The organism is Parerythrobacter aurantius (genome assembly GCF_045291475.1).
GTDB lineage: Bacteria > Pseudomonadota > Alphaproteobacteria > Sphingomonadales > Sphingomonadaceae > Parerythrobacter > Parerythrobacter aurantius.
Map to the genome: position 1 here is coordinate 1,495,978 of NZ_CP147985.1, position 19,316 is coordinate 1,515,293.

Sequence of the window (19,316 nt, forward strand, 5' to 3'; positions counted from 1 at the left end):
TACCGCCTTTTAGCCCCATGCCAATCCGGTCCATTGCTGCTAGTCCTTAGCCCCAAGGGGAGAGAACATGTCGCAAAAGCCGTCCGAGCGCTCGGGCAACAAGCGCTCCATCCTGTCGCGGATCGTGCGGCGGATCATCCTGGTCATCTGGTCCCTCAAGGGCTGGAAGATCGACGGTGGCCTGCCGAAGGGCCTGCAGAAATATGTCATCGCAGGTGCGCCGCACAGTTCGAACTGGGATTTCGTCTTCTTCACCGGTGCGACCGCGGTGGAAGGGATCGAGCCGGCCTTCATGGGCAAGCACACGCTGTTCCAGGGTATCATGAAGAACTTCATGTACGACATGGGCGGGGTGCCGGTGGACCGTTCCAAGCGGTCCAACTATGTCGAGCAGGTGGCCGAGGAATACGCCCGGCGCGACCATATGGCGCTGGTTATCGCGGCGGAGGGGACGCGCAGCTCCAATGGCGAGTGGAAATCGGGTTTCTACAACATCGCCCGCGCCGCCAATGTGCCGATTGTCGCGGCCTGGGTCGATAACGACACCAACACACTGGGCTTCAGCGATCCTATCTGGCCGACCCAGAGCTATGCCGAGACCTTGACCCGTATTGCCGCCTTCATGCGCTCCAAGCTACCCGACCTCGATCGTTACAAGGTGCTCGAGGCGCAGGCCGCACGCCTGCTGGCCGAAGAAAAGGGGGAGACGACCGCATGATCGAGGCGCTGCTGACCAACGCGGCCGTCCTGCTCGCCGCAACGCTGGTGATGTGGGCCATCGCGGTGAAGATCCACGATGCCTCGATCGTCGATTCCTACTGGGGCGGCGGGATGGCGCTGATGGCGGCGGTGAGCTGGTTCCAGCTCTCGGAGCCTGGACTGGCCGCAAACGCGCTCGCCGCCATGGCGATCGTCTGGGGCGTGCGGCTCGCGCTGCATATCCTCACGCGATGGCTGAAGGAGGGCGAGGACCAGCGCTACAAGCGGATCATGAAGAAGGCGCGGGAGAACAATACCTTCGCCTTTACCGCGCTGACCAAGGTGTTCCTGGGGCAGGCGGTGTTGCTGTTCGCGGTCTGCAGCCCTGCGCAGGTTGGCATCCTCGCCAGCGAGGCGCCCGCGCCTCTCGGCGCACTGGCCTATTTCGGGATAGCGCTGTGGGCCTTCGGCATGTTCTTCGAGACAGTCGGCGACCTGCAATTGCGCGCCTTCAAGAACGATCCCGCCAACGAGGGCAAGATCCTCGACACCGGGCTGTGGCGCTATACCCGGCACCCCAACTATTTCGGCGATGCCTGCGCCTGGTGGGGCATCTGGCTGGTGACCGCCTCGATCGGCTGGGACCTCGCGCTCTATACGCTGATCGGGCCGGTGTTCCTGACCTTCACCCTTACCAAGTGGTCGGGCGCAGCGCTGACCGAACACGGCATGAAGAAGAAGCGCGGCGATGCCTATGCCGACTACATCGCCCGGACCAGCGCCTTCGTCCCGTGGCCGCCCAAGAGTTCACCTGGGCCCAAATCTTCTTGAGCCGTCCTCCGCTTGTCGCTTTTGGGGTTTAACCTCGCCAGTGCGCGCCTACATGGGGCGGTGATCGCTTAGGGAGGCGAACGGTGAGTGAGAAGGACATCCTCGAGGAACGCCGCCGCATGGTGCGGTTCGCCATGGAGGTGATGGAACGGCGCGGCGAGGAAGTCGACCGCAGCAAGCTCGCGACCGAACTGGGCGTTGCGCGCGCCCGCGTCGAGGCGATCTTTCCCGAGGAAGACGACCTGCGTGAAGCGATAACCGGCGAATGGTTCGCGCCCAAGCTGGCGGTGATGGACGAAGTCATGGCGAGCGAACTGCCGCCGCGCCGCAAGATGTACGAATTCTTCGCCCGCCGCTTCGTCCTGCTGCGCCAGCAGTATCGCGACGATCCGGCCACCTTCAATTTCTACATCGAGCTGGGCGAACGCTATTTCGAATATGCCCGGTCCTACATCGACCTTGCCGACCATTACCTGTGCGAGCTGGTGGCCGAGGCCCAGGCCGACGGGCATTTCGAAGGCCTGTCGATCAACGAGACCATGTCGCTGATCAACCAGACGGTCGTCTGCTATATCCAGCCCTACATGATCGCGATGATCACCGACCGGTTGAGCGAGGAAAAGCTCGCCCGCATCATCGATACGCTGTTCGACGGGCTTTCGGCCAAGGACCGCGGCGCTATGGGTATCGCGGGCCTCCGCGCCGCCAGCTAAAGCCGCTGGGCCGCAGCGAAGCCGCTCGCCCAGGCCCACTGGAAGTTATAGCCGCCGAGCCAGCCGGTGACGTCGACCGCTTCGCCGATGGTATAGAGGCCGGGCACCTTGGTCGCCTCCATCGTCTGGCTGGAAAGCTCGGCCGTGCTGATCCCGCCGGCAGTCACTTCGGCCTTGGCGAAACCTTCGCTGCCATTGGGGCGGAACTCCCACCGTGCCAGCCTCTCCTGCGCCCGGCGGAGCGCCTTGTCGGCAATCCCCTGCAGTGGGCCGGACAGTCCCAAACGCTCTGCCAGCACGCCGGCCAGCCGCTCGGGCATGTATTCGCGCAGGATCGCGGTCGCGGTCGCGTTGGGCGTCGCCGCCTTTCGTGCGACCAGCCAGTCGCCCTTCTCGCCTGGGCAGAAATCGAGCCAAACGGCGTCGCCCGGCTTCCAGTAGCTCGAGACTTGCAGGATCGCCGGACCCGACAATCCGCGGTGCGTCAGCAATGCCGCCTCGGCAAAACTCGCCTTGCCAGCCCGTGCGATCACGTCGCTGGCGACACCGGACAGTTCGCGGAACAGAACATCCTCGCCGCCCAGCGTCAGCGGCACCAGAGCCGGGCGCGGCTCGACCACCTTGAGCCCGAACTGCCGCGCCAGCCTATAGGCGTAATCGCTTGCCCCCATCTTGGGGATCGAAGGGCCACCGGTCGCGATGACGAGTTTGTCGGTAGTGTAGGCCCTGCCCGACGCCATCACCGCGAAGCGTCCTCCATCGTGGACGACTTCGGTCACATCCTGCCCGGTCAGGATGGTGACGCCGCCCTTTGCGCATTCTTCGGCCAGCATTTCGACGATCTGCTTCGACGAGCCGTCGCAGAACAGTTGGCCCAGCGTTTTTTCGTGCCAGGCGATGCCATGGCTCTCGACAAGGCTCAGGAAATCGCGCGGCGTGTAGCGTCGCAAGGCCGACTTGGCGAAATGCGGATTGGCCGAAAGATAGTTCTCCGGCCCCGCGCCGATATTGGTGAAATTGCACCGTCCCCCGCCGGAAATGAGGATCTTCTTCCCCACCGCCTCAGCCCGTTCCAACACCAGCACCCGCCGGCCGCGCTGTCCGGCCATGGCCGCGCAAAACAATCCTGCCGCCCCGCCGCCGAGGACGATGGCGTCAAAGCCGTTCGTGCTCATGCTTCGGGGACGGCTTCCGCGCGCTGTTCGGACAGGATCGACCAGCCGGCCATGAACAGGCCTGCCACCAGCGGGCCGACGACGATGCCCGACATACCGACAGTCGCGATCCCGCCCAGCGTCGTCACGAGCACCACCCAGTCCGGGATCCCGGTATCGCGGCCCACCAGGATCGGCCGCAGGGCATTGTCGACCATCCCGATGACGGCGACGCCCGACACGATCACGACGATCCCTTGCCAGATCGCACCGGTCGCCAGCAGCCAGATCGCGGCCGGAACCCATACGATGGCAGGGCCGACGGCAGGCAGCAGCGAGAAGATCCCCATGAGCACGCCGAACAGCGCGACGGAGGGCATCCCGGCAATCCAGAAAGTGATCGCCCCGAGCACGCCCTGCACCAGCGCCACCATCCCCGATCCCTTGATCGTGGCGCGCACGATGGCGAGGAACCGCTCTGCCAGCCGGTCGGCGATGGACCGTTCCAGCGGCAGCGCGCGAACCACCGCCCTGCCGATCGTCCTGCCGTCGCGCAGCAGGAAGAAAGTGACATACAGCCCGACGCCGAAGGCGAGGAACCAACTGAGGGCGCTGCCGCCGATGGCGACGGCGCGGCTGGCGATCAGGCCGGCGCTTTCTGTGACGAGGTCCTGCAGTCGGTCCTGCACCATGGCGAAATTGCCGAGGCCCTGTGTTCGCAACATGCCCTGGAGCCGCGCCGGCAAGGCCTCGATGACCTGCGCGAACCAGGCGGCAACGTCGATCTGCCCTTCCTGGAAGGCGAGGAATATCAGCGCGGCCTGCTCGACCACGATGGCACCGATCCACAAGGCTGGCACGAGGATGGCAAAGGTGATCACCAGCAGGGCGGCCAGCGCGCTCTGGTTGGGGCTGTCCGGCCGCCTGATCTTGAACCAGTTGTAGAGAGGCTGGAACATGATGGCCGCCAGTGTCGCCCACAGCAGCGGGGCGACAAACGGCCATGCCACCAACACGAGGCTCCACGAAACCAGGCCGAGGAACAGGAGGAAGCCGAGCCGCTCGATATCGCTGCCCAAAGGCGTATTCTGCGGCGTCGTCTGCATTGCGAGGTCCTTCACCAGCGCGGCGGAATGCGCTTCTCGGACAGCGAATAGCGCAGCGAAGCGCCCAGCATCAATGCGGCAACGGCAATTATCAGACTCGCCCAGATCCAGTGCGGCAACAGCAGGTATTGCTCGATCGCACCGGTGTCGGACAGTTGCGGGCGCCCGCCGATCATGGCCCCTTCGGTCAACAGGTAATCCCACTGCTGGAACATGCTGAGCGCGGCTTGCAGGCCGAGGAACTGCAAGGCGAACCGTTCCATCCACGGTCTGCCGCGCGTCGCGATCAGGACCAGCAGAAGCGAAATCCCCGGCAGGACGATCCAGCCGACGGTCGAGCGGACCCAGACGACGGTCGAGAGCGCGATACATGCCGCGAGACCCAGCAGGACCGGCTTCCACAGGCGTTCGTGCGGGGAAGCGAGGATCAGGCCCGATCCGACGATCGCAGGACCGATCGGCCCGGCCGCAGCGATCGTCGCATGGGCCAGCCGGCCGCTATCGGGGGGGAAGAAATACTCGGCATATCCCGATCCGTTGGGCAGCAGCACCAGTCGCTGGAAGTCGAAGCCCATCAGCAGGGCGGCAAGCCCGTGGCCCATCTCGTGGAACCACGTGCCGAGGATCATGAAGGGATAGAGCAGGTAAGCGCCGAAAGGCACGTGCGGCAGCACCAGCAGGGCGCCCGCTGCCAGGCCGAGATAGCGGATGTGCTCCTGCCGCGAATGGATGGCGAGCGCGCTGTTCATGGGCTGCGGGTCTCCTTCGTCACCTTACCAGGTGATATAGGCAAGCAATACAGCCAATGCCAGAGTAGGCAGCGCCAGCAGGCGATAGGCCACCAGCGGGATACGCTCAGACCACCACACCGCATAATCGTTGTGCCAGCGCATCGGCACCAGCAGGATCAGGATCGAGGTGGCGACGAGGAACCAGCCACCAACCTCGACCACCGCTGGCGCTTTGGACAAGGGTGCGCGCAAGATCATGGCCAGCCCGACGATGGCGCGCGGGATATGCTCGCCCAGTTGCCAGCGCCAATTGCTGCCCATGGAGGCGAGGGCCTGTCGTGCCCGCTCAGGGCGGAACAGGCAGACCAGCGAGACGAAAGCGAGCCACGCCGCGCCTGCCAGCACTACCAGCATAGCAGCGTCGGTCACTGTCGATCAGGCGTCGAGGTTTGCGACGTTGAGAGCCCCAAAACGGGCCTCGATGTCGTCAGACATCGAGATTCGCGACGTTGAGAGCATTGTCCTGGATGAACTCGCGGCGCGGTTCGACCACGTCTCCCATCAGACGGGTGAAGATCTCGTCGGTCACATCGGCGTCTTCGACCTTGACCTGCAGCAGCACGCGCGCCTCGGGGTCGAGCGTGGTCTCCCACAGTTGCTCGGCGTTCATTTCGCCCAGGCCCTTGTAGCGGGCGATCGACAGGCCCTTGCGGCCTGCGGCCAGGATCTGGTCGAGCAGCTGGGTCGGACGGCTGATTGCGCCATCGCCGCTGGCGATGACGACCTCGGGTTCCTCGCCGTCTGCCCCTTCGACGGAATCTGTTTCGGGTTCGGCTTCCGCACTTCCGCGCACGAGGCGCGAGGGGTGGACATAGGCTTCGGCCTGCTCGCTCGCCAGCTTGTGCAGCTTGCGTGCCTCGGCGCTGTGGAGGAACTTGGCCTCGATCTCGTGGACGTCGGTCACGCCGCGCCACAGCCGGTCGAAGCGGACCGTTCCGTCCTCGCGCAGCTGGCCTGTCCACCGCGCATCTTCGTCGCCGGCTTCGAGGCGCTGGGCGGCAAGCTGGAGCGCCTGCTGGCGAGTGGCAGCATCGAGTTCCGGATCGAGCGCGCCCGACAGTGCCATCTGTTCGATGATGCCGGTGTCGTATTTGCGCGGCACGAAGGCCATCAAATTGCGGAAGCGCAGCGCGTGTTCGACCAGCACCCGCAAATCGCCGTCGGCGCGCGAGCCGCCGGTCGTCTCCAGCATACGGCCCTGCAAGCCGGCATCTACCAGGTAACGGTCCAGCGCCGCCTGGTCCTTCAGATAGACCTCGCTGCGGCCCTTGCTGACCTTGAACAGCGGCGGCTGGGCGATGAACAGGTGCCCGGCCTTGACGATCTCGGGCATCTGACGGTGGAAGAAGGTCAGCAGCAGCGTGCGGATATGTGCCCCGTCGACGTCGGCGTCGGTCATGATCACGATCTTGTGGTAGCGCAGCTTCTCGAGGTTGAACTCGTCGCGCAGACCCGTGCCCATCGCCTGGATAAGCGTGCCGACTTCCTTGGAACTTATGATCCGGTCGAACCGGGCGCGCTCGACGTTGAGGATCTTGCCCTTCAGCGGCAGGATCGCCTGCGTCTTGCGGTCGCGGCCCTGCTTGGCGCTGCCGCCTGCGGAATCGCCCTCGACCAGGAACAGTTCGGACTTGGCGGGATCGCGTTCCTGGCAATCGGCCAGCTTGCCGGGCAGGCTGGCGACGCTCATCGCGCCCTTGCGGCTCATTTCGCGCGCCTTGCGCGCGGCTTCGCGGGCGGCGGCGGCGTCGATGATCTTCTGGATGATCGCCTTGGCGTCGGCCGGGTTTTCCTCCAGCCACTCGGTCATCTTCTCGCCCATCAGGCTTTCGAGCGGCTGGCGCACTTCGGAGCTGACCAGCTTGTCCTTGGTCTGGCTGGAGAACTTGGGATCAGGCAGCTTGACCGAGACGATCGCGGTCAGCCCTTCGCGCATGTCCTCGCCGCTGAGGCTGACCTTCTCCTTCTTCATCAGGCCCGAGGAGGTGGCGTAATTGTTGAGTGTGCGGGTCAGTGCGGCGCGGAACGCGGCGAGATGCGTGCCGCCGTCGCGCTGCGGGATGTTGTTGGTGAAGGTGAGGACGTTCTCGTAATAGCTGTCGTTCCATTGCAGCGCGACGTCGATGCCGATGCCGTCCTTCTCCGCCGACACGGCGATGGGATCGCCGATCAGCGGCTGCTTGTTGCGGTCGAGCCATTTGACGAAGGCCGCGATCCCGCCTTCGTAGAACAGGTCGTGCTCCAGCACGTCCTCGTGCCGCTTGTCGCGCAGCTTGATGCGGACGCCGGAGTTGAGGAAGGCGAGCTCGCGATAGCGGTGCTCCAGCTTCTCGAAATCGAACTCGATGACGTTCTTGAACGTTTCTTCCGAGGCCTTGAAGGTCACGCGGGTGCCCTTCTTGAAGCCGTTCTCGTCCGAATTGCCCTCGACCTTCGGCGCATCGCCGACGACCCGCAGGCTTTCGACCGCATCGCCATGCTCGAAGCGCATCCAGTGTTCCTGCCCGTTGCGCCAGATCACCAGTTCGAGCCATTCGCTGAGCGCGTTGACCACCGAAACGCCCACACCGTGGAGGCCGCCTGAGACCTTGTAGGCGTTGTCGTCAGACGTGTTCTCGAACTTCCCGCCGGCGTGAAGCTGGGTCATGATGACCTCGGCCGCCGAAACGCCTTCTTCCTTGTGCATGTCGACCGGGATGCCGCGACCGTTGTCCTCGACCGAAACCGAGCCATCGGGGTTGAGTTCGATCAGAACGAGATCGCAATGGCCCGCCAGCGCTTCGTCGATCGCGTTGTCCGAAACCTCGAACACCATGTGGTGCAGGCCGCTGCCGTCGTCGGTGTCGCCGATGTACATGCCGGGCCGCTTGCGCACCGCGTCGAGGCCCTTGAGGACCTTGATCGAATCGGCGCCGTATTCGCCCATCTGGCGCGGCTTGTCGTTGGCTGGTTCAGTGCTTTCGGGAGTGGTATCGCTCATGCCGATTATATAGGCGCGAGAAGGCGGATTCCCAAACCCTGGCGGGTCCGAAGAGCCTTGTTTTCCACCGGGCCGGACAGTGGTTCACAACCCCTTGCGAAAACCTACCACCCCGCGCCAGATCGCCTGGTCGAACAGCGGCACCAGCCCGGCACGCTGGGCGTCGTCGAACTGGGTCTTGTGGCACTGTGTGGCGGCGACGGCCCTGGCCAGATCGTCGCGATTGTAGGTGTAGCGTTCGGTCAACAGCGCAGCATCGGTTTCGGCCCACCCCCTCAGCTCGGGCATGTCGGGGACATTGCCTGTGGGGATGCCGGGATAGAGCAATTCCGGGCGCAGGCCTGCGGGCATGGCCTGCACCACCTGCGACACAATGGCGCTGACCATCCGGTGATCGCCATTGCTATAGCCGCCGTCGGGGCCCCAGGTGATGACGAGGTCGGGCCGCTCGGCGGACAAGGCGCGTTCCAGCGCTTGCTTCAGCCGTAGCGCCGCACTGTTCGCATCCTGCGGCCGATCGGTCAGCCTGCCGTCGCCGAAATCGAAGAACATCGGCATGTCGAGCCCGAGCGCGCCGCTGGCGCATAGCGCCTCTGCCAACCGCGTCCGGCCGAGCTTCGCGCCCTTTTCCATGCCGCTGACGCCCGGGCCGGCCTCGCCCTGCGTTGCATAGGCGATGCTGACGCGGGCACCCTGTCGTGCCTCCATGGCGAGGGCGGGGGCGAAGAACAGCTCGTTGTCGGGGTGGGCCACGACGACCAGGACTCGCCGTTCCCGATCCTCTGCCATACCGCGTTCCGCCGGGAATGCAGCCGCGACGGCAGCAAGGGTCAGCCTGGCCCATGATGTCCTCATTCCCACTCCCCTCTGGCAAAATTCCCGCTTGCATCCTAGGCGGCTGGTCACGGCTTGCAAGCAGGAGGGGCCCAGGCACGCCATGCTCTCAGTGCTCGATATCTTCCGGATCGGGATCGGTCCTTCCTCATCGCATACGGTAGGACCGATGCGTATAGCTGGGATGTTCACCCGGTCGCTGGCCAAGGCGGGGAAGCTCGACCGGACAGATCGCGTCGCCGTGGAACTGCAGGGCTCGCTGGCGCTCACCGGCGTCGGTCACGGGACGGTCGACGCAACCATGCTGGGGCTGATGGGTTTCCAGCCGGAAACGACCGACCCGGACACGGCGGCAGCGGCCATCGCCGCGCTGCGCGAAAGCAAGCAGATGGCGCTGGGCGGGCACCACGGCATCGCCTTCGACCCTGTAAGCGATATCGACCTTGCCGGGCATGTCATTCCCGAGCTGCATCCCAACGGCATGCGACTGGCGGCGCTCGATGCGGCGGGCGACATCCTTCTCCAGCGGACCTACTATTCCACCGGCGGCGGCTTCGTAGCCTCGGAAGCGCAACTCAGGCGCAAGCCCAAGGACGACCGGATTTCGACCGGTGCCAGCGTGCCGCACGACTTCGCCTCGGCGGCGGAGTTGCTCGCGACTTGCGAGGCGCAGGGGCGTTCCATCGCTTCCATCGTCCTCGCCAACGAGGATGCCATGCGCCCGCGCGCCAAGACCGAGGCCGGCCTCGACACGATCGCGCAAGCCATGGCGCAGTGCATCGAACGCGGGCTGGTCCGGCGCGGCACGCTGCCCGGCGGGCTCAAGGTCCAGCGCCGTGCGCCCGACCTGTGGGACAAGCTCAGCGCCAACCCGCAGTCGAACGAGCGCGAGCAATTGTTCGACTGGCTCAATTGCTACGCCATGGCGGTGAACGAGGAAAACGCCGCCGGCGGGCGCGTGGTGACCGCGCCGACCAATGGCGCGGCGGGCATCATCCCGGCGGTGATCCGGTTCTACTGCAACGATCCCGCCGAGCAGCCGTGCCGCGACAAGACCCGCGAGTTCCTGCTCACCGCGGGCGCCATCGGCCTTTTGTACAAGCAGCGGGCCAGCATTTCCGGGGCCGAAATGGGCTGCCAGGGCGAGGTCGGCGTGGCCTGCTCCATGGCGGCCGGAGGGCTCGCCGCAGTATGGGGCGGCAGCCCGCAGCAGATCGCCTGCGCGGCGGAAATCGGCATGGAGCACAACCTCGGCCTGACCTGCGACCCCGTCGGCGGGCTGGTGCAGGTGCCCTGTATCGAACGCAATGCCATCGGCGCGGTCAAGGCGGTCAACGCCGCGCGGCTGGCACTCCACCGGACCGAGGCCGAGACCTGCGTCAGCCTCGACCAGGTGATCGAGACCATGCGCCAGACCGGGCTCGACATGAGCACCAAGTACAAGGAAACCAGCCAGGGCGGGCTGGCTGTCAATGTGATCGAATGCTGATGTTGCCGGACTGTCCGGCCCACGGATAAGTCTCTCGACAAAAGCCCGGTCGCCCATATGAATGGCGATCATGGGAGAGACCACGCCAGCCGCATCGCTTGCCGAACCCTTCGGCAATTTTTCGCAGATCCTGTCGCATTGGGCGGCTGCCCAGCCGGACAAGCCAGCCCTCCGCGACGATGGCGGAGCACTCAGTTGGGCCGAACTCGACGACCGGATCGAGCGGCTGGCAGCGCGGCTGGCGGAGACCGGGCTGCAAAAGGGGCAATCGGTCGCCATCCTCGGCACGTCCTGCATCGCCTATGCGCTGGTGTTTCTCGCGGCGGTTCGCGCGGGCGGGGTCGCCGCGCCGCTTACGACCAGCGCCAGCCGCGAACAGCTCGAAGGCATGGCTGCGGATTCGGGCGCGCGGCACCTGTTCATCGATGCGGTTAAAAGCGCCGAGCTGGGCGATGATTTTGCGACCGGGCTCGAGCATATCGCGCTGGAGGACATCGACGCCTGGATGGCCCCTGCCGGAACGAAAGCACCCGCTTTCACGCCGGACCCGAAAGACCATTTCAACATCATCTATTCCAGCGGCACGACGGGCATCCCCAAGGGCATCGTCCATTCGCACCAAATGCGCTGGCGACAGTTCGCCGCGACCGCCTCCTCGTTCCTTGGCTCGGGAATGCCGGTCGTCTCGCTGGCCTCGACCCCGCTATATTCCAACACCACCATGGTTGCTTTCCTGCCGCCGCTGCTGGCGGGCGGCACGGTGCGGGTCATGGGCAAGTTCAACACGGTGAAATGGCTGGAGCACGCGCAGGCCGACAAGGCCACGCTGACCATGCTGGTGCCGGTGCAATACCAGCGGCTGATGGCCGAACCGCGGTTCGACGAGTTCGACTTGTCGTCCATGATGCTGAAATACTGTACCAGCGCGCCATTTTCGGCTGAGCTCAAGGCCGAAGTGCTGCGCCGCATGCCCGGCGGGCTGATCGAGATCTATTCGATGACCGAAGGCGGCGTGGTCTGCCTGCTGCCCTGCCATGAGTTCCCTGACAAGCTCCACACCGTCGGGCGACCTGCGCCCGGAAGCCAATTAAAGGTGCTCGACGACGAGGACCGGCCGTTGCCGCCGGGCGAGGCGGGCAACCTCATCGGCCTCTCCCAGACCATGATGGCAGGCTACAAGAACCAGCCTGGCAAGACCCGCGAAGGCTATTGGACCGACCCGGAAACGGGCGAGGTATGGCAGCGGATGGGCGATATCGGCCGGGTCGATGCCGATGGCTTCGTCGAACTCGTCGGCCGGGCCAAGGACATGATCATCTCGGGCGGGTTCAACATCTACCCCAGCGATCTCGAGGCCGAGCTGGCCAAGGACCCGCGCGTCGCGGAAGCGGCGGTGATCGGGATACCTTCGGTGCAATGGGGCGAAACCCCCTTGGGCTTCGTCAGGCTGGCCGACGGCGTGCCGGCGGGCGAGGTCGAGGATATCCTCGGCAGCACCAATGCCCGGTTGGGCAAGACCCAGCGGCTGAGCGCGCTCCATCCCATCGACGAGATGCCCCGCAGCCATATCGGCAAGCTGCTCAAGACCGAACTGCGCGAGCTGGCGGATCGATTTCCCGTGTAAACGGACCACTGCGGCAAAGCGGTGCGGCGCGCCTCTGGGGGAGGGGGCAGGCGCGCCGCACCAGCGCGACCCGGATGCTTGAGCGCTCGGGGTACATCACGGGTCCGCGCGCGCAGGCGCAGCGGTTACAGGGCACGACCAAAAAAATGGAGAATAGGGCCGCGAGACGCAGGTCGCCGGGGGGAGGGGGAGAGAGGTGGCGACCGCGTCTCGCGGCTTTACCGATCGTTGCCGCGCCCGTGGCTGCGGTTCCGATCGTCCGGCTGCCGAGGGATCGTGCAGCCTGAGGGAGCCGGGGTGAACATTCGGGGGGGAGAGGAGGGCTCACCGCCGGCTTCGAGGAGTGAAATAATCTTTCGCACCGCTTTCTAAAAGTGAGAAAACACGCAGGCGAGTTGCGTCAGACGCAACTAACTCGACAGGTTTTGTTCATCTGAGTGCGCCATCCGCAAGAGAGTGTTCGACAATGCCACCTTGGGTTTCCCTTGCGCCCAAGCTGGACAGCCCCCGCGCCCTTGCCTACCGCGCTCGGCCATGGACGACGCACTTCTCCCCGATTCCATCCTTATCGTCGATTTCGGCAGCCAGGTGACCCAGCTGATCGCGCGCCGGGTGCGCGAAGCCGGGGTCTATTCTGAAATCGCGCCTTTCACCCAAGCCGAGGCGGCGTTCAATCGCATGGAGCCCAAGGGCATCATCCTCTCCGGCTCGCCCGCCGGAGTTCCGGAGGATGGGAGCCCGCGCGCACCGATGGCGCTGTTCGAGGCGGGCGTGCCGATCCTCGGCATCTGTTATGGCCAACAGGTGATGAGCCACCAATTGGGCGGCGAAGTGCGGCCCGGGCACGAGGTCGGAGACGGCGGCGAGTTCGGCCGCGCCTACCTGACCGTGACCAGGGATTGCGCGCTGTTCGAGGGGCTGTGGAGTGTGGGCGAACGCCACCAGGTGTGGATGAGCCACGGCGACAAGGTCACCCGCTTCGCCCCCGGTTTCGAGATCGTCGCCATTTCCGACGGCGCACCCTTCGCGGTGATCGCAGATGAAAGCCGCAAGTTCTACGGCACCCAGTTCCACCCCGAGGTCGTCCACACACCCGATGGCGGCAAGCTGCTGGCGAATTTCGTACACAAGGTCTGCGGGCTGGCGGGTGACTGGACCATGGCGGCCTATCGCGAAACGAAAGTGCGCGAAATCCGCGAGCAGGTCGGCGGCAGCAAGGTCATTTGCGGGTTATCCGGTGGGGTCGACAGCTCCGTCGCCGCGATACTGATCCATGAGGCGATCGGCGAACAGCTGACCTGCGTTTTCGTCGACCACGGCCTGTTGCGGCTGGGCGAGCGCGAACAGGTCGAGACCATGTTCCGCGACCACTACAACATCCCGCTGGTGGTGGTCGATGCCGAGCAGATGTTCATGGAAGGCCTCGCCGGCGTCACCGACCCCGAGGCCAAGCGCAAATTCATCGGCAAGACCTTCATCGACGTGTTCGAGGATGAAGCGAAAAAGCTCGGCGGGGCCGAGTTCCTCGCGCAGGGGACGCTCTATCCCGACGTCATCGAAAGCGTCAGCTTCACCGGCGGGCCGAGCGTCACGATCAAGAGTCATCACAATGTCGGCGGACTGCCCGAACGCATGAACATGAAGCTGGTCGAGCCCTTGCGCGAACTGTTCAAGGACGAGGTGCGCGAACTCGGCCGCGAGCTGGGCCTGCCCGACATCTTCGTCGGCCGCCATCCATTCCCCGGCCCAGGCCTCGCCATCCGCATTCCTGGCGAGGTGACCAAGGAGCGCTGCGATATCCTGCGCAAGGCCGACGCGATCTATCTCGACGAGATCCGCAAGGCCGGGCTGTATGACGCGATCTGGCAGGCTTTCGCCGTGCTGCTGCCGGTGCGCACCGTCGGCGTGATGGGCGATTATCGCACCTACGACAGCGTCTGCGCCCTGCGCGCCGTGACCAGCACCGACGGGATGACGGCGGACGTCTATCCATTCGATGCTGCTTTCCTGACCGGCTGCGCGACGCGGATCGTCAACGAGGTGCAGGGCATCAACCGCGTGGTGTACGACTATACCAGCAAGCCGCCTGGGACGATTGAGTGGGAGTGAGGCATCGCCGTGACGCTGCCTAACGCGTGAACACCGCGACCCGGTTCAAGACATAATAGCGGCCTGCAATCGCCATCAGCGCACCGAAGAGTGTGAATGTGATGCCTATGCCGAACAGCAAGGCCTCGCGAATAGGTTCTTCTCCGTATGCAAGCGCGAACAGGATGGATGCCGTGAACGCACCGGCGCAACCCGCTGTGCCGGCTGAATCACCAAAGATACTGTTTGCCGTAGCCCCCACAGCAATTCCAAGGGGCCAGGCGAATACGATGCTCACTGCGAGGCCGAGCAAATTTCCCCAAAGGAGGGCAAGAAGAAATGCACCGGGGTCCCCTGAGAGCTTATCGAAACCGAACAGGATGCTTACGAACCCAGTGGCGGTGATGAGACCGCCTACGGCAGAGGCAACTAAAGCGATCGCAACGACATCGCCGAAATCTAGTTTTTGTGCCATACTGGCAAGATAGCTTGCAAGGAGACTCTGGTCACGCGCTATTGCCGGACGTCGACTTGGTACCAGTCACCTTGACCAACCTACCCTCACCCGATGACCATCCACTTCAATATCGGCGAGGCCAAGGCGCAACTTTCCAAGCTGATTGCGGCCGCCCTGCGCGGGGGAGGAAGTGGTGATCGACAAGGACGGCGTGCCGCAGGTGCGGCTGACGCCGGTTCCTGCCGCGCAAAAGATCGACAAGGAAGAGCGGAAGAAGCGGATCGCGGCGTTTCTTGCCGAGGTCGATACGATGGACTTTGATCGCAGCGGTAGCTGGTAACTCGAATATGACGAGAACGGCCTGCCAGTTTGATCTGCGTTGATACCTCAGCGGTGATCGCGGTCCTGCTCGACGAAGAGGAGCGCGACCATTTCTCGGAGCTGATGTCCGACGCCGACCAATTGTTCATGAGCGCAGGCAGCCTGATCGAATTGCGGATTGTCTGCCGCAATCGTGGCGGCGATTGGCTCGTCTCCCGCGCAGAATTGCTTTTGGCCGAATTCGGTATCGACATCATCCCCGTTGACCGCGAAATGGCCGATCTCGCTCATACCGCTTTCACCCGCTACGGCACGGGCACAGGCCATCCGGCACAGCTCAACTACGGCGACCTGTTCGCCTATGCGCTTGCCAAGAGCCGCAATATCCCGCTGCTGTTCAAGGGCGCGGATTTCGCCGCGACCGATGTGATCGCCGCCACGTAAGCCCCAACGAATTCGCGTGTAGCGCTGCCCGCGCCCTGCTAGCGCGATGCAGGGTCGGAATGGGGGAGAGGCACTATGGCATCATCGGCTGGCAGGGCGCCCGTATCGAGCACGCGACTGTTCTGGGTGGTGATCCTGCTCGCGCTGTCGGTGCTGCTCAATTACGTCGACCGGGGTGCGATCGGGGTCGCCGCGCCGCTGATGATCGACGAGCTCGGCTTCACCGCGACCGAATTCGGCACCGCGGTTTCGGCCTTTTTTTGGGTCTATGCGCCGCTCTGCCTGTTCGTCGGCTGGTTGTGTGACCGATTCTGCGTCTACCGCATGTTCGCCGCGGGCATTGCGCTGTGGGCGCTGGCGACACTGCTGACAGGCTTCGTCAACGGGCTGGTACTGCTGATCGTGCTGCGGTTGCTGCTGGGCCTGGGCGAGAGCATCGCCTTCCCCGGCAGCTCCAAGATCTTCGCCGCCGAAGTGCCGGCACATCGTCGCGGCAGCGCCAATGCGCTGGTCGGCGCGGCGCTGGCGTTCGGCCCGGCGGTAGGTGTGCTGACCGGCGGGGTAATCCTCGAAGCGATGGGCTGGCGGCCGATCTTCTGGATATTCGGCCTCGTTACCCTGCTGTGGCTGGTGCCGTGGCATTTCGCGTCGAAGCCGCTGCGAAGTGACAGCGTGACGGCCCCGGTGGTCGATCCGGTGCCGATGAAGCGCCTGTTCGCCATTCCCACGCTGTGGCTGATGGGCGCGGCGCATTTCATGTCGAACTACGGCTTCTATTTCCTGCTCGCCTGGCTGCCGCTCTACCTGACCAAGACACTGGGCTATTCGATTGCCGAGATGACGTTGCTGACGACGCTCAGCTTCACCTCTCAAGGTATCGCGGCGCTGGTTGCGGGGCGTTTGTCGGACATGGCGGTGGTGCGCGGTGCGGACGAAGCGCGCGTGCGCCGACTGTCGATGATCGGCGGTCAGGCCATTCTGGGCATCGCTATCGCGGGGATCTGGTATGCGAACGACGCCTGGACGCTCGGCGCTTGGCTGGTCGTGGCGGGTATCGGCACCGGCTGCGTGTCGGTAAACCTGTTCGCGGTGGCGCAGATTTTCGCCGGACCGCGCGCGGCAGGAGGCTGGGTCGGCATCCAGAACGCCATCGGCAACGCGTCTGGCATCGTCGGTCCGCTGGTGACCGGGATCATCGTCGACCAGATGGGATCATACGGCCTCGCCTTCGCGCTGGCGGCGGGATGTGCCGCAGTCGGCGCGCTGTGGTGGTGGCTGGTCATCCCGCCGATCCGCCAGATCGACGCATAGGCCGGCGCCTGCGCCTTGCCCTGCAGGAACCGCACGCACGCCCGAACGCTGACTAACCATGCTGGACGATGCGCAGGTCGAGGAAGTCTATCGTCGACTGGCGCGAGAGATGCCCGGCCGTACCCCCGGGGCGAAGGGACCCAAAGGCCAGCCGGATGCCTTCCGGTCCTGCATATCCTGCATGCTTTCCGCCCAGTCGCTCGACCGGAACACGGCGGCAGCGGCGCGCAACCTGTTTGCGCTCGCGCGGACGCCGACGGCCATGCTGGCATTGGGTGAAGGGCAGATTGCCGCTGCCATCAAGCCCTGTGGCCTTTACAACACAAAGGCGCGCAACATCCGCGCCTTCTGCTCCGCCCTTCTGGCAAGGCATGGCGGCAAGGTACCGGAAACACGCGAAGCGCTGATGGCGCTCCCGGGCATCGGGCGGAAATGCGCCGACATCGTGCTCAGCTTCACCTTCGGAGAGGATGTGATCGCGGTCGACACCCACGTGCACCGGGTTTGTAACCGGATCGGTTTGACGGATGCAAAAACGGCAGACCGGACGGCTGCTCAACTGGAGCGGCGCTCACCGGCCTGGGCGCTGCGCGACGGGCATTTCTGGCTGATCCAGTTCGGCAAGCGCATCTGCCGCGCCCGCGCGCCGAAGTGCGATCTTTGCCCCGTAGCGGAGCTATGCGAATTCCTCGCTGCCTCCGGTGTCGAAGGTCAGCCCTCCTTTTCTGGCAGGCGGTAGGGCACGAATTCGCTCAGGAATACATTGCCGGTGTAGAACCCGCCGACCGGATCGATGGTCGTCACGATATCGGTGCTGCAAACCTGCGAGCCGAAACGGCGGAAGACGAGCGTATCGCGGTCGTCCAGGGATTCGGGGTCGCGGGTGCGGTTGACCCAGACGGTCCTGCCGATCTTGTAGACGATTGCCGTCCCGTCGATCACCTGGAAGCTGCGCACGGGAAAATCGCGGATGCAGCTTTCCGGCTCGCCGGCAACGCGGCCTTCGATCAGCTTGGCCAACTTGGCCTCGCCCTTGCTCGCCACGGTGTCGGCCGCGTCCTGCTGTGCGGACACGGCCATGGGCAACGTCAATGCGGCGAGAGCGAAAGCGGAAAGGGCGGTCTTGATCATGGCGCGTCTCCTGCTGTCGCAGTCCATATCACAATCGGCTGAACCGCGCCTGAAAAAACGTCTCAGGGGTGGCCCGGATCCGAACCTGCGGCGATATCTGGCAGGCCGGCCTGGTCGATCCCGTCGGCGGGACCTCCCTCCAGCACGAAACGGCGGTCGCAATAGCCGCAATCGACATAGCCATGCTCGTCGATTTCAAGCCATACCCGCGGATGGCCCAGTGCGGCCGGGCGGTAGTTGGCGCCGCCGCGGATATCGCTCGCGCCGTCGCAACTGACGCGGCGGGTGGATACTTTGACGGCTTCGGGCGGTGCGGTGTTCATGACGGTGCCGATAATCCCAAGACCAGCCGCATGCAATCTCCCCTTTGCACTCGCATCTTCATCGGCCTATCGCCCGGGCCATGACCCAGCCTCCCGCCATTTCCATCCGCGACCTGCAGAAGACCTATGCCGGGGTGAAAGGCGAGCCGGGCAAGCAGGCGCTCAAGGGCGTCAGTTTCGATGTGCCGCAGGGCGAGGTGTTCGGCCTGCTCGGTCCCAACGGGGCGGGCAAGTCCACGCTGATCAACATCCTCGCCGGGCTCGTCACCAAGAGCGGCGGTGAGGCCGAGATCTGGGGCTTCGACATCGATCGCAGCCCGCGCAACGCCAAGCGGTCGATCGGCATCGTTCCGCAGGAAATCGTCTTCGACCCCTTCTTCACGCCTTATGAAGTGCTGGAGAACCAGGCCGGCTTCTACGGCGTGCCCAAGGCCGAGCGGCGCAGCGAGGAACTGCTCGAAGCGGTCCGGCTGGCGGACAAGCGCAACGCCTATGCCCGCACGCTCTCTGGCGGGATGAAGCGCCGCCTGCTGATCGCCAAGGCGATGGTCCATTCCCCGCCGATCCTGGTGCTCGACGAGCCGACGGCAGGGGTCGATGTCGAGCTGCGCCGCCAGCTATGGGAACTTGTGACCGAGCTCAACCGGCAAGGCGTCACCATCGTCCTCACGACGCATTATCTCGAGGAAGCCGAGCAGCTGTGCGACCGGATCGCGATCATCAACCACGGCGAACTGATCGCCAACAAGCCGACCAGGGATCTCGTCGGCATGGCGCGCGAGAAGATCGTGCGGGTTTCGGTCGACAAGGACCTCGGTGGACCGATCATGGAGGCAGGCTTCGTCAAGGCCGAGGTGCTGGAACCCCGCACCCTTGAGATCACCTACAACCGCGACGCCATGAGCGCGGGGATGGTGCTCGCCATCGTCCAGCAGCACGGCTACGGCATCGAGGACGTGACGACGCGCGAGGCAGATCTGGAGGACGTGTTCGTCCAGCTGACAACGGAGAACGTTTAGA

Annotated in this window: 20 protein-coding genes; 11 read left to right on the forward strand and 9 right to left on the reverse strand. The window is 64.7% G+C overall.

The genetic code is table 11. The features are described from left to right. The first annotated feature begins 67 nt into the window (after positions 1-67). The 3 genes from WAB17_RS07360 to WAB17_RS07370 all read left to right on the forward strand — a co-directional run bounded on the left by WAB17_RS07360 (position 68) and on the right by WAB17_RS07370 (position 2,243). On the forward strand, positions 68-718 hold the full coding sequence (locus WAB17_RS07360; RefSeq protein ID WP_435416710.1) for a 1-acyl-sn-glycerol-3-phosphate acyltransferase: 651 nt from the start codon (positions 68-70) through the stop codon (positions 716-718). Further along, positions 715-1,530 (forward strand): DUF1295 domain-containing protein, encoded by an 816-nt coding sequence (locus WAB17_RS07365; protein WP_435416711.1) that lies wholly within the window; start codon positions 715-717, stop codon positions 1,528-1,530. Before WAB17_RS07360 ends, WAB17_RS07365 begins: the two co-directional genes overlap by 4 nt. A gap of 83 nt (positions 1,531-1,613) precedes the next feature. After that, the gene (locus WAB17_RS07370; RefSeq protein ID WP_435416712.1) at positions 1,614-2,243 is read left to right on the forward strand and encodes a hypothetical protein; all 630 of its coding nucleotides are present in this window, start codon (positions 1,614-1,616) and stop codon (positions 2,241-2,243) included. Here WAB17_RS07370 and WAB17_RS07375 read toward each other — a convergent pair. The 6 genes from WAB17_RS07375 to WAB17_RS07400 form a co-directional block, all read right to left on the reverse strand. After that, positions 2,240-3,418, reverse strand: coding sequence for an NAD(P)/FAD-dependent oxidoreductase (locus tag WAB17_RS07375; RefSeq protein ID WP_435416713.1), 1,179 nt, complete (start codon positions 3,416-3,418; stop codon positions 2,240-2,242). The genes WAB17_RS07370 and WAB17_RS07375 overlap by 4 nt on opposite strands. Beyond that, positions 3,415-4,503: an AI-2E family transporter gene (locus WAB17_RS07380; protein ID WP_435416714.1), complete on the reverse strand. Its 1,089-nt coding sequence runs from the start codon at positions 4,501-4,503 to the stop codon at positions 3,415-3,417. Before WAB17_RS07380 ends, WAB17_RS07375 begins: the two co-directional genes overlap by 4 nt. 11 nt (positions 4,504-4,514) lie before the next feature. Beyond that, on the reverse strand, positions 4,515-5,252 hold the full coding sequence (locus WAB17_RS07385) for a M50 family metallopeptidase (RefSeq protein ID WP_435416715.1): 738 nt from the start codon (positions 5,250-5,252) through the stop codon (positions 4,515-4,517). 24 nt (positions 5,253-5,276) lie between these two features. Continuing rightward, positions 5,277-5,663, reverse strand: coding sequence for a hypothetical protein (locus WAB17_RS07390; RefSeq protein ID WP_435416716.1), 387 nt, complete (start codon positions 5,661-5,663; stop codon positions 5,277-5,279). 58 nt (positions 5,664-5,721) lie between these two features. Next, complete coding sequence (gene gyrB, locus WAB17_RS07395) at positions 5,722-8,274, reverse strand: DNA topoisomerase (ATP-hydrolyzing) subunit B (RefSeq protein ID WP_435416717.1); 2,553 nt, start codon at positions 8,272-8,274, stop codon at positions 5,722-5,724. An 84-nt stretch (positions 8,275-8,358) separates the two neighbouring features. Further along, entirely contained in the window at positions 8,359-9,129 is a 771-nt protein-coding gene (locus tag WAB17_RS07400) for a PIG-L deacetylase family protein (protein ID WP_435416718.1), read from the reverse strand. Positions 9,130-9,211: 82 nt separating this feature from the next. Here WAB17_RS07400 and WAB17_RS07405 point away from each other — a divergent pair, with 82 nt between their 5' ends. The 3 genes from WAB17_RS07405 (at position 9,212) to guaA (ending at position 14,330) form a co-directional block, all read left to right on the forward strand. Next, on the forward strand, positions 9,212-10,597 hold the full coding sequence (locus tag WAB17_RS07405) for an L-serine ammonia-lyase (protein WP_435416719.1): 1,386 nt from the start codon (positions 9,212-9,214) through the stop codon (positions 10,595-10,597). A 70-nt stretch (positions 10,598-10,667) separates the two neighbouring features. Beyond that, on the forward strand, positions 10,668-12,221 hold the full coding sequence (locus tag WAB17_RS07410; RefSeq protein WP_435416720.1) for a class I adenylate-forming enzyme family protein: 1,554 nt from the start codon (positions 10,668-10,670) through the stop codon (positions 12,219-12,221). Positions 12,222-12,755: 534 nt separating this feature from the next. Continuing rightward, positions 12,756-14,330: a glutamine-hydrolyzing GMP synthase gene (guaA, locus tag WAB17_RS07415; RefSeq protein WP_435416721.1), complete on the forward strand. Its 1,575-nt coding sequence runs from the start codon at positions 12,756-12,758 to the stop codon at positions 14,328-14,330. Between the two features lie 19 nt (positions 14,331-14,349). Here the strand turns inward: guaA and WAB17_RS07420 are convergent, their stop codons facing one another. Further along, positions 14,350-14,784, reverse strand: coding sequence for a hypothetical protein (locus tag WAB17_RS07420; RefSeq protein WP_435416722.1), 435 nt, complete (start codon positions 14,782-14,784; stop codon positions 14,350-14,352). Between the two features lie 175 nt (positions 14,785-14,959). Between WAB17_RS07420 and WAB17_RS07425 the strand changes: the two genes are divergently transcribed. From WAB17_RS07425 to WAB17_RS07440, 4 genes are all read left to right on the forward strand, one after another. Continuing rightward, positions 14,960-15,106, forward strand: a complete 147-nt coding sequence (locus tag WAB17_RS07425) for a hypothetical protein (RefSeq protein WP_435416723.1) — start codon at positions 14,960-14,962, stop codon at positions 15,104-15,106. 29 nt (positions 15,107-15,135) lie between these two features. Continuing rightward, positions 15,136-15,531: a type II toxin-antitoxin system VapC family toxin gene (locus tag WAB17_RS07430; protein WP_435416724.1), complete on the forward strand. Its 396-nt coding sequence runs from the start codon at positions 15,136-15,138 to the stop codon at positions 15,529-15,531. 75 nt (positions 15,532-15,606) lie between these two features. Then, complete coding sequence (locus WAB17_RS07435; RefSeq protein WP_435416725.1) at positions 15,607-16,842, forward strand: MFS transporter; 1,236 nt, start codon at positions 15,607-15,609, stop codon at positions 16,840-16,842. Positions 16,843-16,900: 58 nt separating this feature from the next. Next, a complete protein-coding gene (locus WAB17_RS07440; protein WP_435416726.1) occupies positions 16,901-17,581 on the forward strand; it encodes an endonuclease III domain-containing protein in 681 nt (226 codons plus the stop codon). On the opposite strand, the gene WAB17_RS07445 is transcribed toward WAB17_RS07440, so the two are convergent. Both WAB17_RS07445 and WAB17_RS07450 read right to left on the reverse strand, forming a co-directional pair. Beyond that, positions 17,554-17,973: a hypothetical protein gene (locus WAB17_RS07445; RefSeq protein ID WP_435416727.1), complete on the reverse strand. Its 420-nt coding sequence runs from the start codon at positions 17,971-17,973 to the stop codon at positions 17,554-17,556. The genes WAB17_RS07440 and WAB17_RS07445 overlap by 28 nt on opposite strands. 62 nt (positions 17,974-18,035) lie before the next feature. Further along, the gene (locus WAB17_RS07450; protein WP_435416728.1) at positions 18,036-18,296 is read right to left on the reverse strand and encodes a zinc-finger domain-containing protein; all 261 of its coding nucleotides are present in this window, start codon (positions 18,294-18,296) and stop codon (positions 18,036-18,038) included. An 80-nt stretch (positions 18,297-18,376) separates the two neighbouring features. On the opposite strand from WAB17_RS07450, the gene WAB17_RS07455 reads away from it, so the two are divergent. Beyond that, positions 18,377-19,315: an ABC transporter ATP-binding protein gene (locus WAB17_RS07455; protein ID WP_435416729.1), complete on the forward strand. Its 939-nt coding sequence runs from the start codon at positions 18,377-18,379 to the stop codon at positions 19,313-19,315. The last annotated feature ends 1 nt before the right edge of the window (position 19,316 follow it).

Coding starts and splice junctions, on each gene's coding strand:
- WAB17_RS07360 (WP_435416710.1), top strand. CDS start 68: ATGTCGCAAAAGCCGTCCGAGCGCTCGGGCAACAAGCGCTCCATCCTG.
- WAB17_RS07365 (WP_435416711.1), top strand. CDS start 715: ATGATCGAGGCGCTGCTGACCAACGCGGCCGTCCTGCTCGCCGCAACG.
- WAB17_RS07375 (WP_435416713.1), bottom strand. CDS start 3,418: ATGAGCACGAACGGCTTTGACGCCATCGTCCTCGGCGGCGGGGCGGCA.
- WAB17_RS07380 (WP_435416714.1), bottom strand. CDS start 4,503: ATGCAGACGACGCCGCAGAATACGCCTTTGGGCAGCGATATCGAGCGG.
- WAB17_RS07385 (WP_435416715.1), bottom strand. CDS start 5,252: ATGAACAGCGCGCTCGCCATCCATTCGCGGCAGGAGCACATCCGCTAT.
- gyrB (WP_435416717.1), bottom strand. CDS start 8,274: ATGAGCGATACCACTCCCGAAAGCACTGAACCAGCCAACGACAAGCCG.
- WAB17_RS07400 (WP_435416718.1), bottom strand. CDS start 9,129: ATGAGGACATCATGGGCCAGGCTGACCCTTGCTGCCGTCGCGGCTGCA.
- WAB17_RS07405 (WP_435416719.1), top strand. CDS start 9,212: ATGCTCTCAGTGCTCGATATCTTCCGGATCGGGATCGGTCCTTCCTCA.
- WAB17_RS07410 (WP_435416720.1), top strand. CDS start 10,668: ATGGGAGAGACCACGCCAGCCGCATCGCTTGCCGAACCCTTCGGCAAT.
- guaA (WP_435416721.1), top strand. CDS start 12,756: ATGGACGACGCACTTCTCCCCGATTCCATCCTTATCGTCGATTTCGGC.
- WAB17_RS07420 (WP_435416722.1), bottom strand. CDS start 14,784: ATGGCACAAAAACTAGATTTCGGCGATGTCGTTGCGATCGCTTTAGTT.
- WAB17_RS07435 (WP_435416725.1), top strand. CDS start 15,607: ATGGCATCATCGGCTGGCAGGGCGCCCGTATCGAGCACGCGACTGTTC.
- WAB17_RS07440 (WP_435416726.1), top strand. CDS start 16,901: ATGCTGGACGATGCGCAGGTCGAGGAAGTCTATCGTCGACTGGCGCGA.
- WAB17_RS07445 (WP_435416727.1), bottom strand. CDS start 17,973: ATGATCAAGACCGCCCTTTCCGCTTTCGCTCTCGCCGCATTGACGTTG.
- WAB17_RS07450 (WP_435416728.1), bottom strand. CDS start 18,296: ATGAACACCGCACCGCCCGAAGCCGTCAAAGTATCCACCCGCCGCGTC.
- WAB17_RS07455 (WP_435416729.1), top strand. CDS start 18,377: ATGACCCAGCCTCCCGCCATTTCCATCCGCGACCTGCAGAAGACCTAT.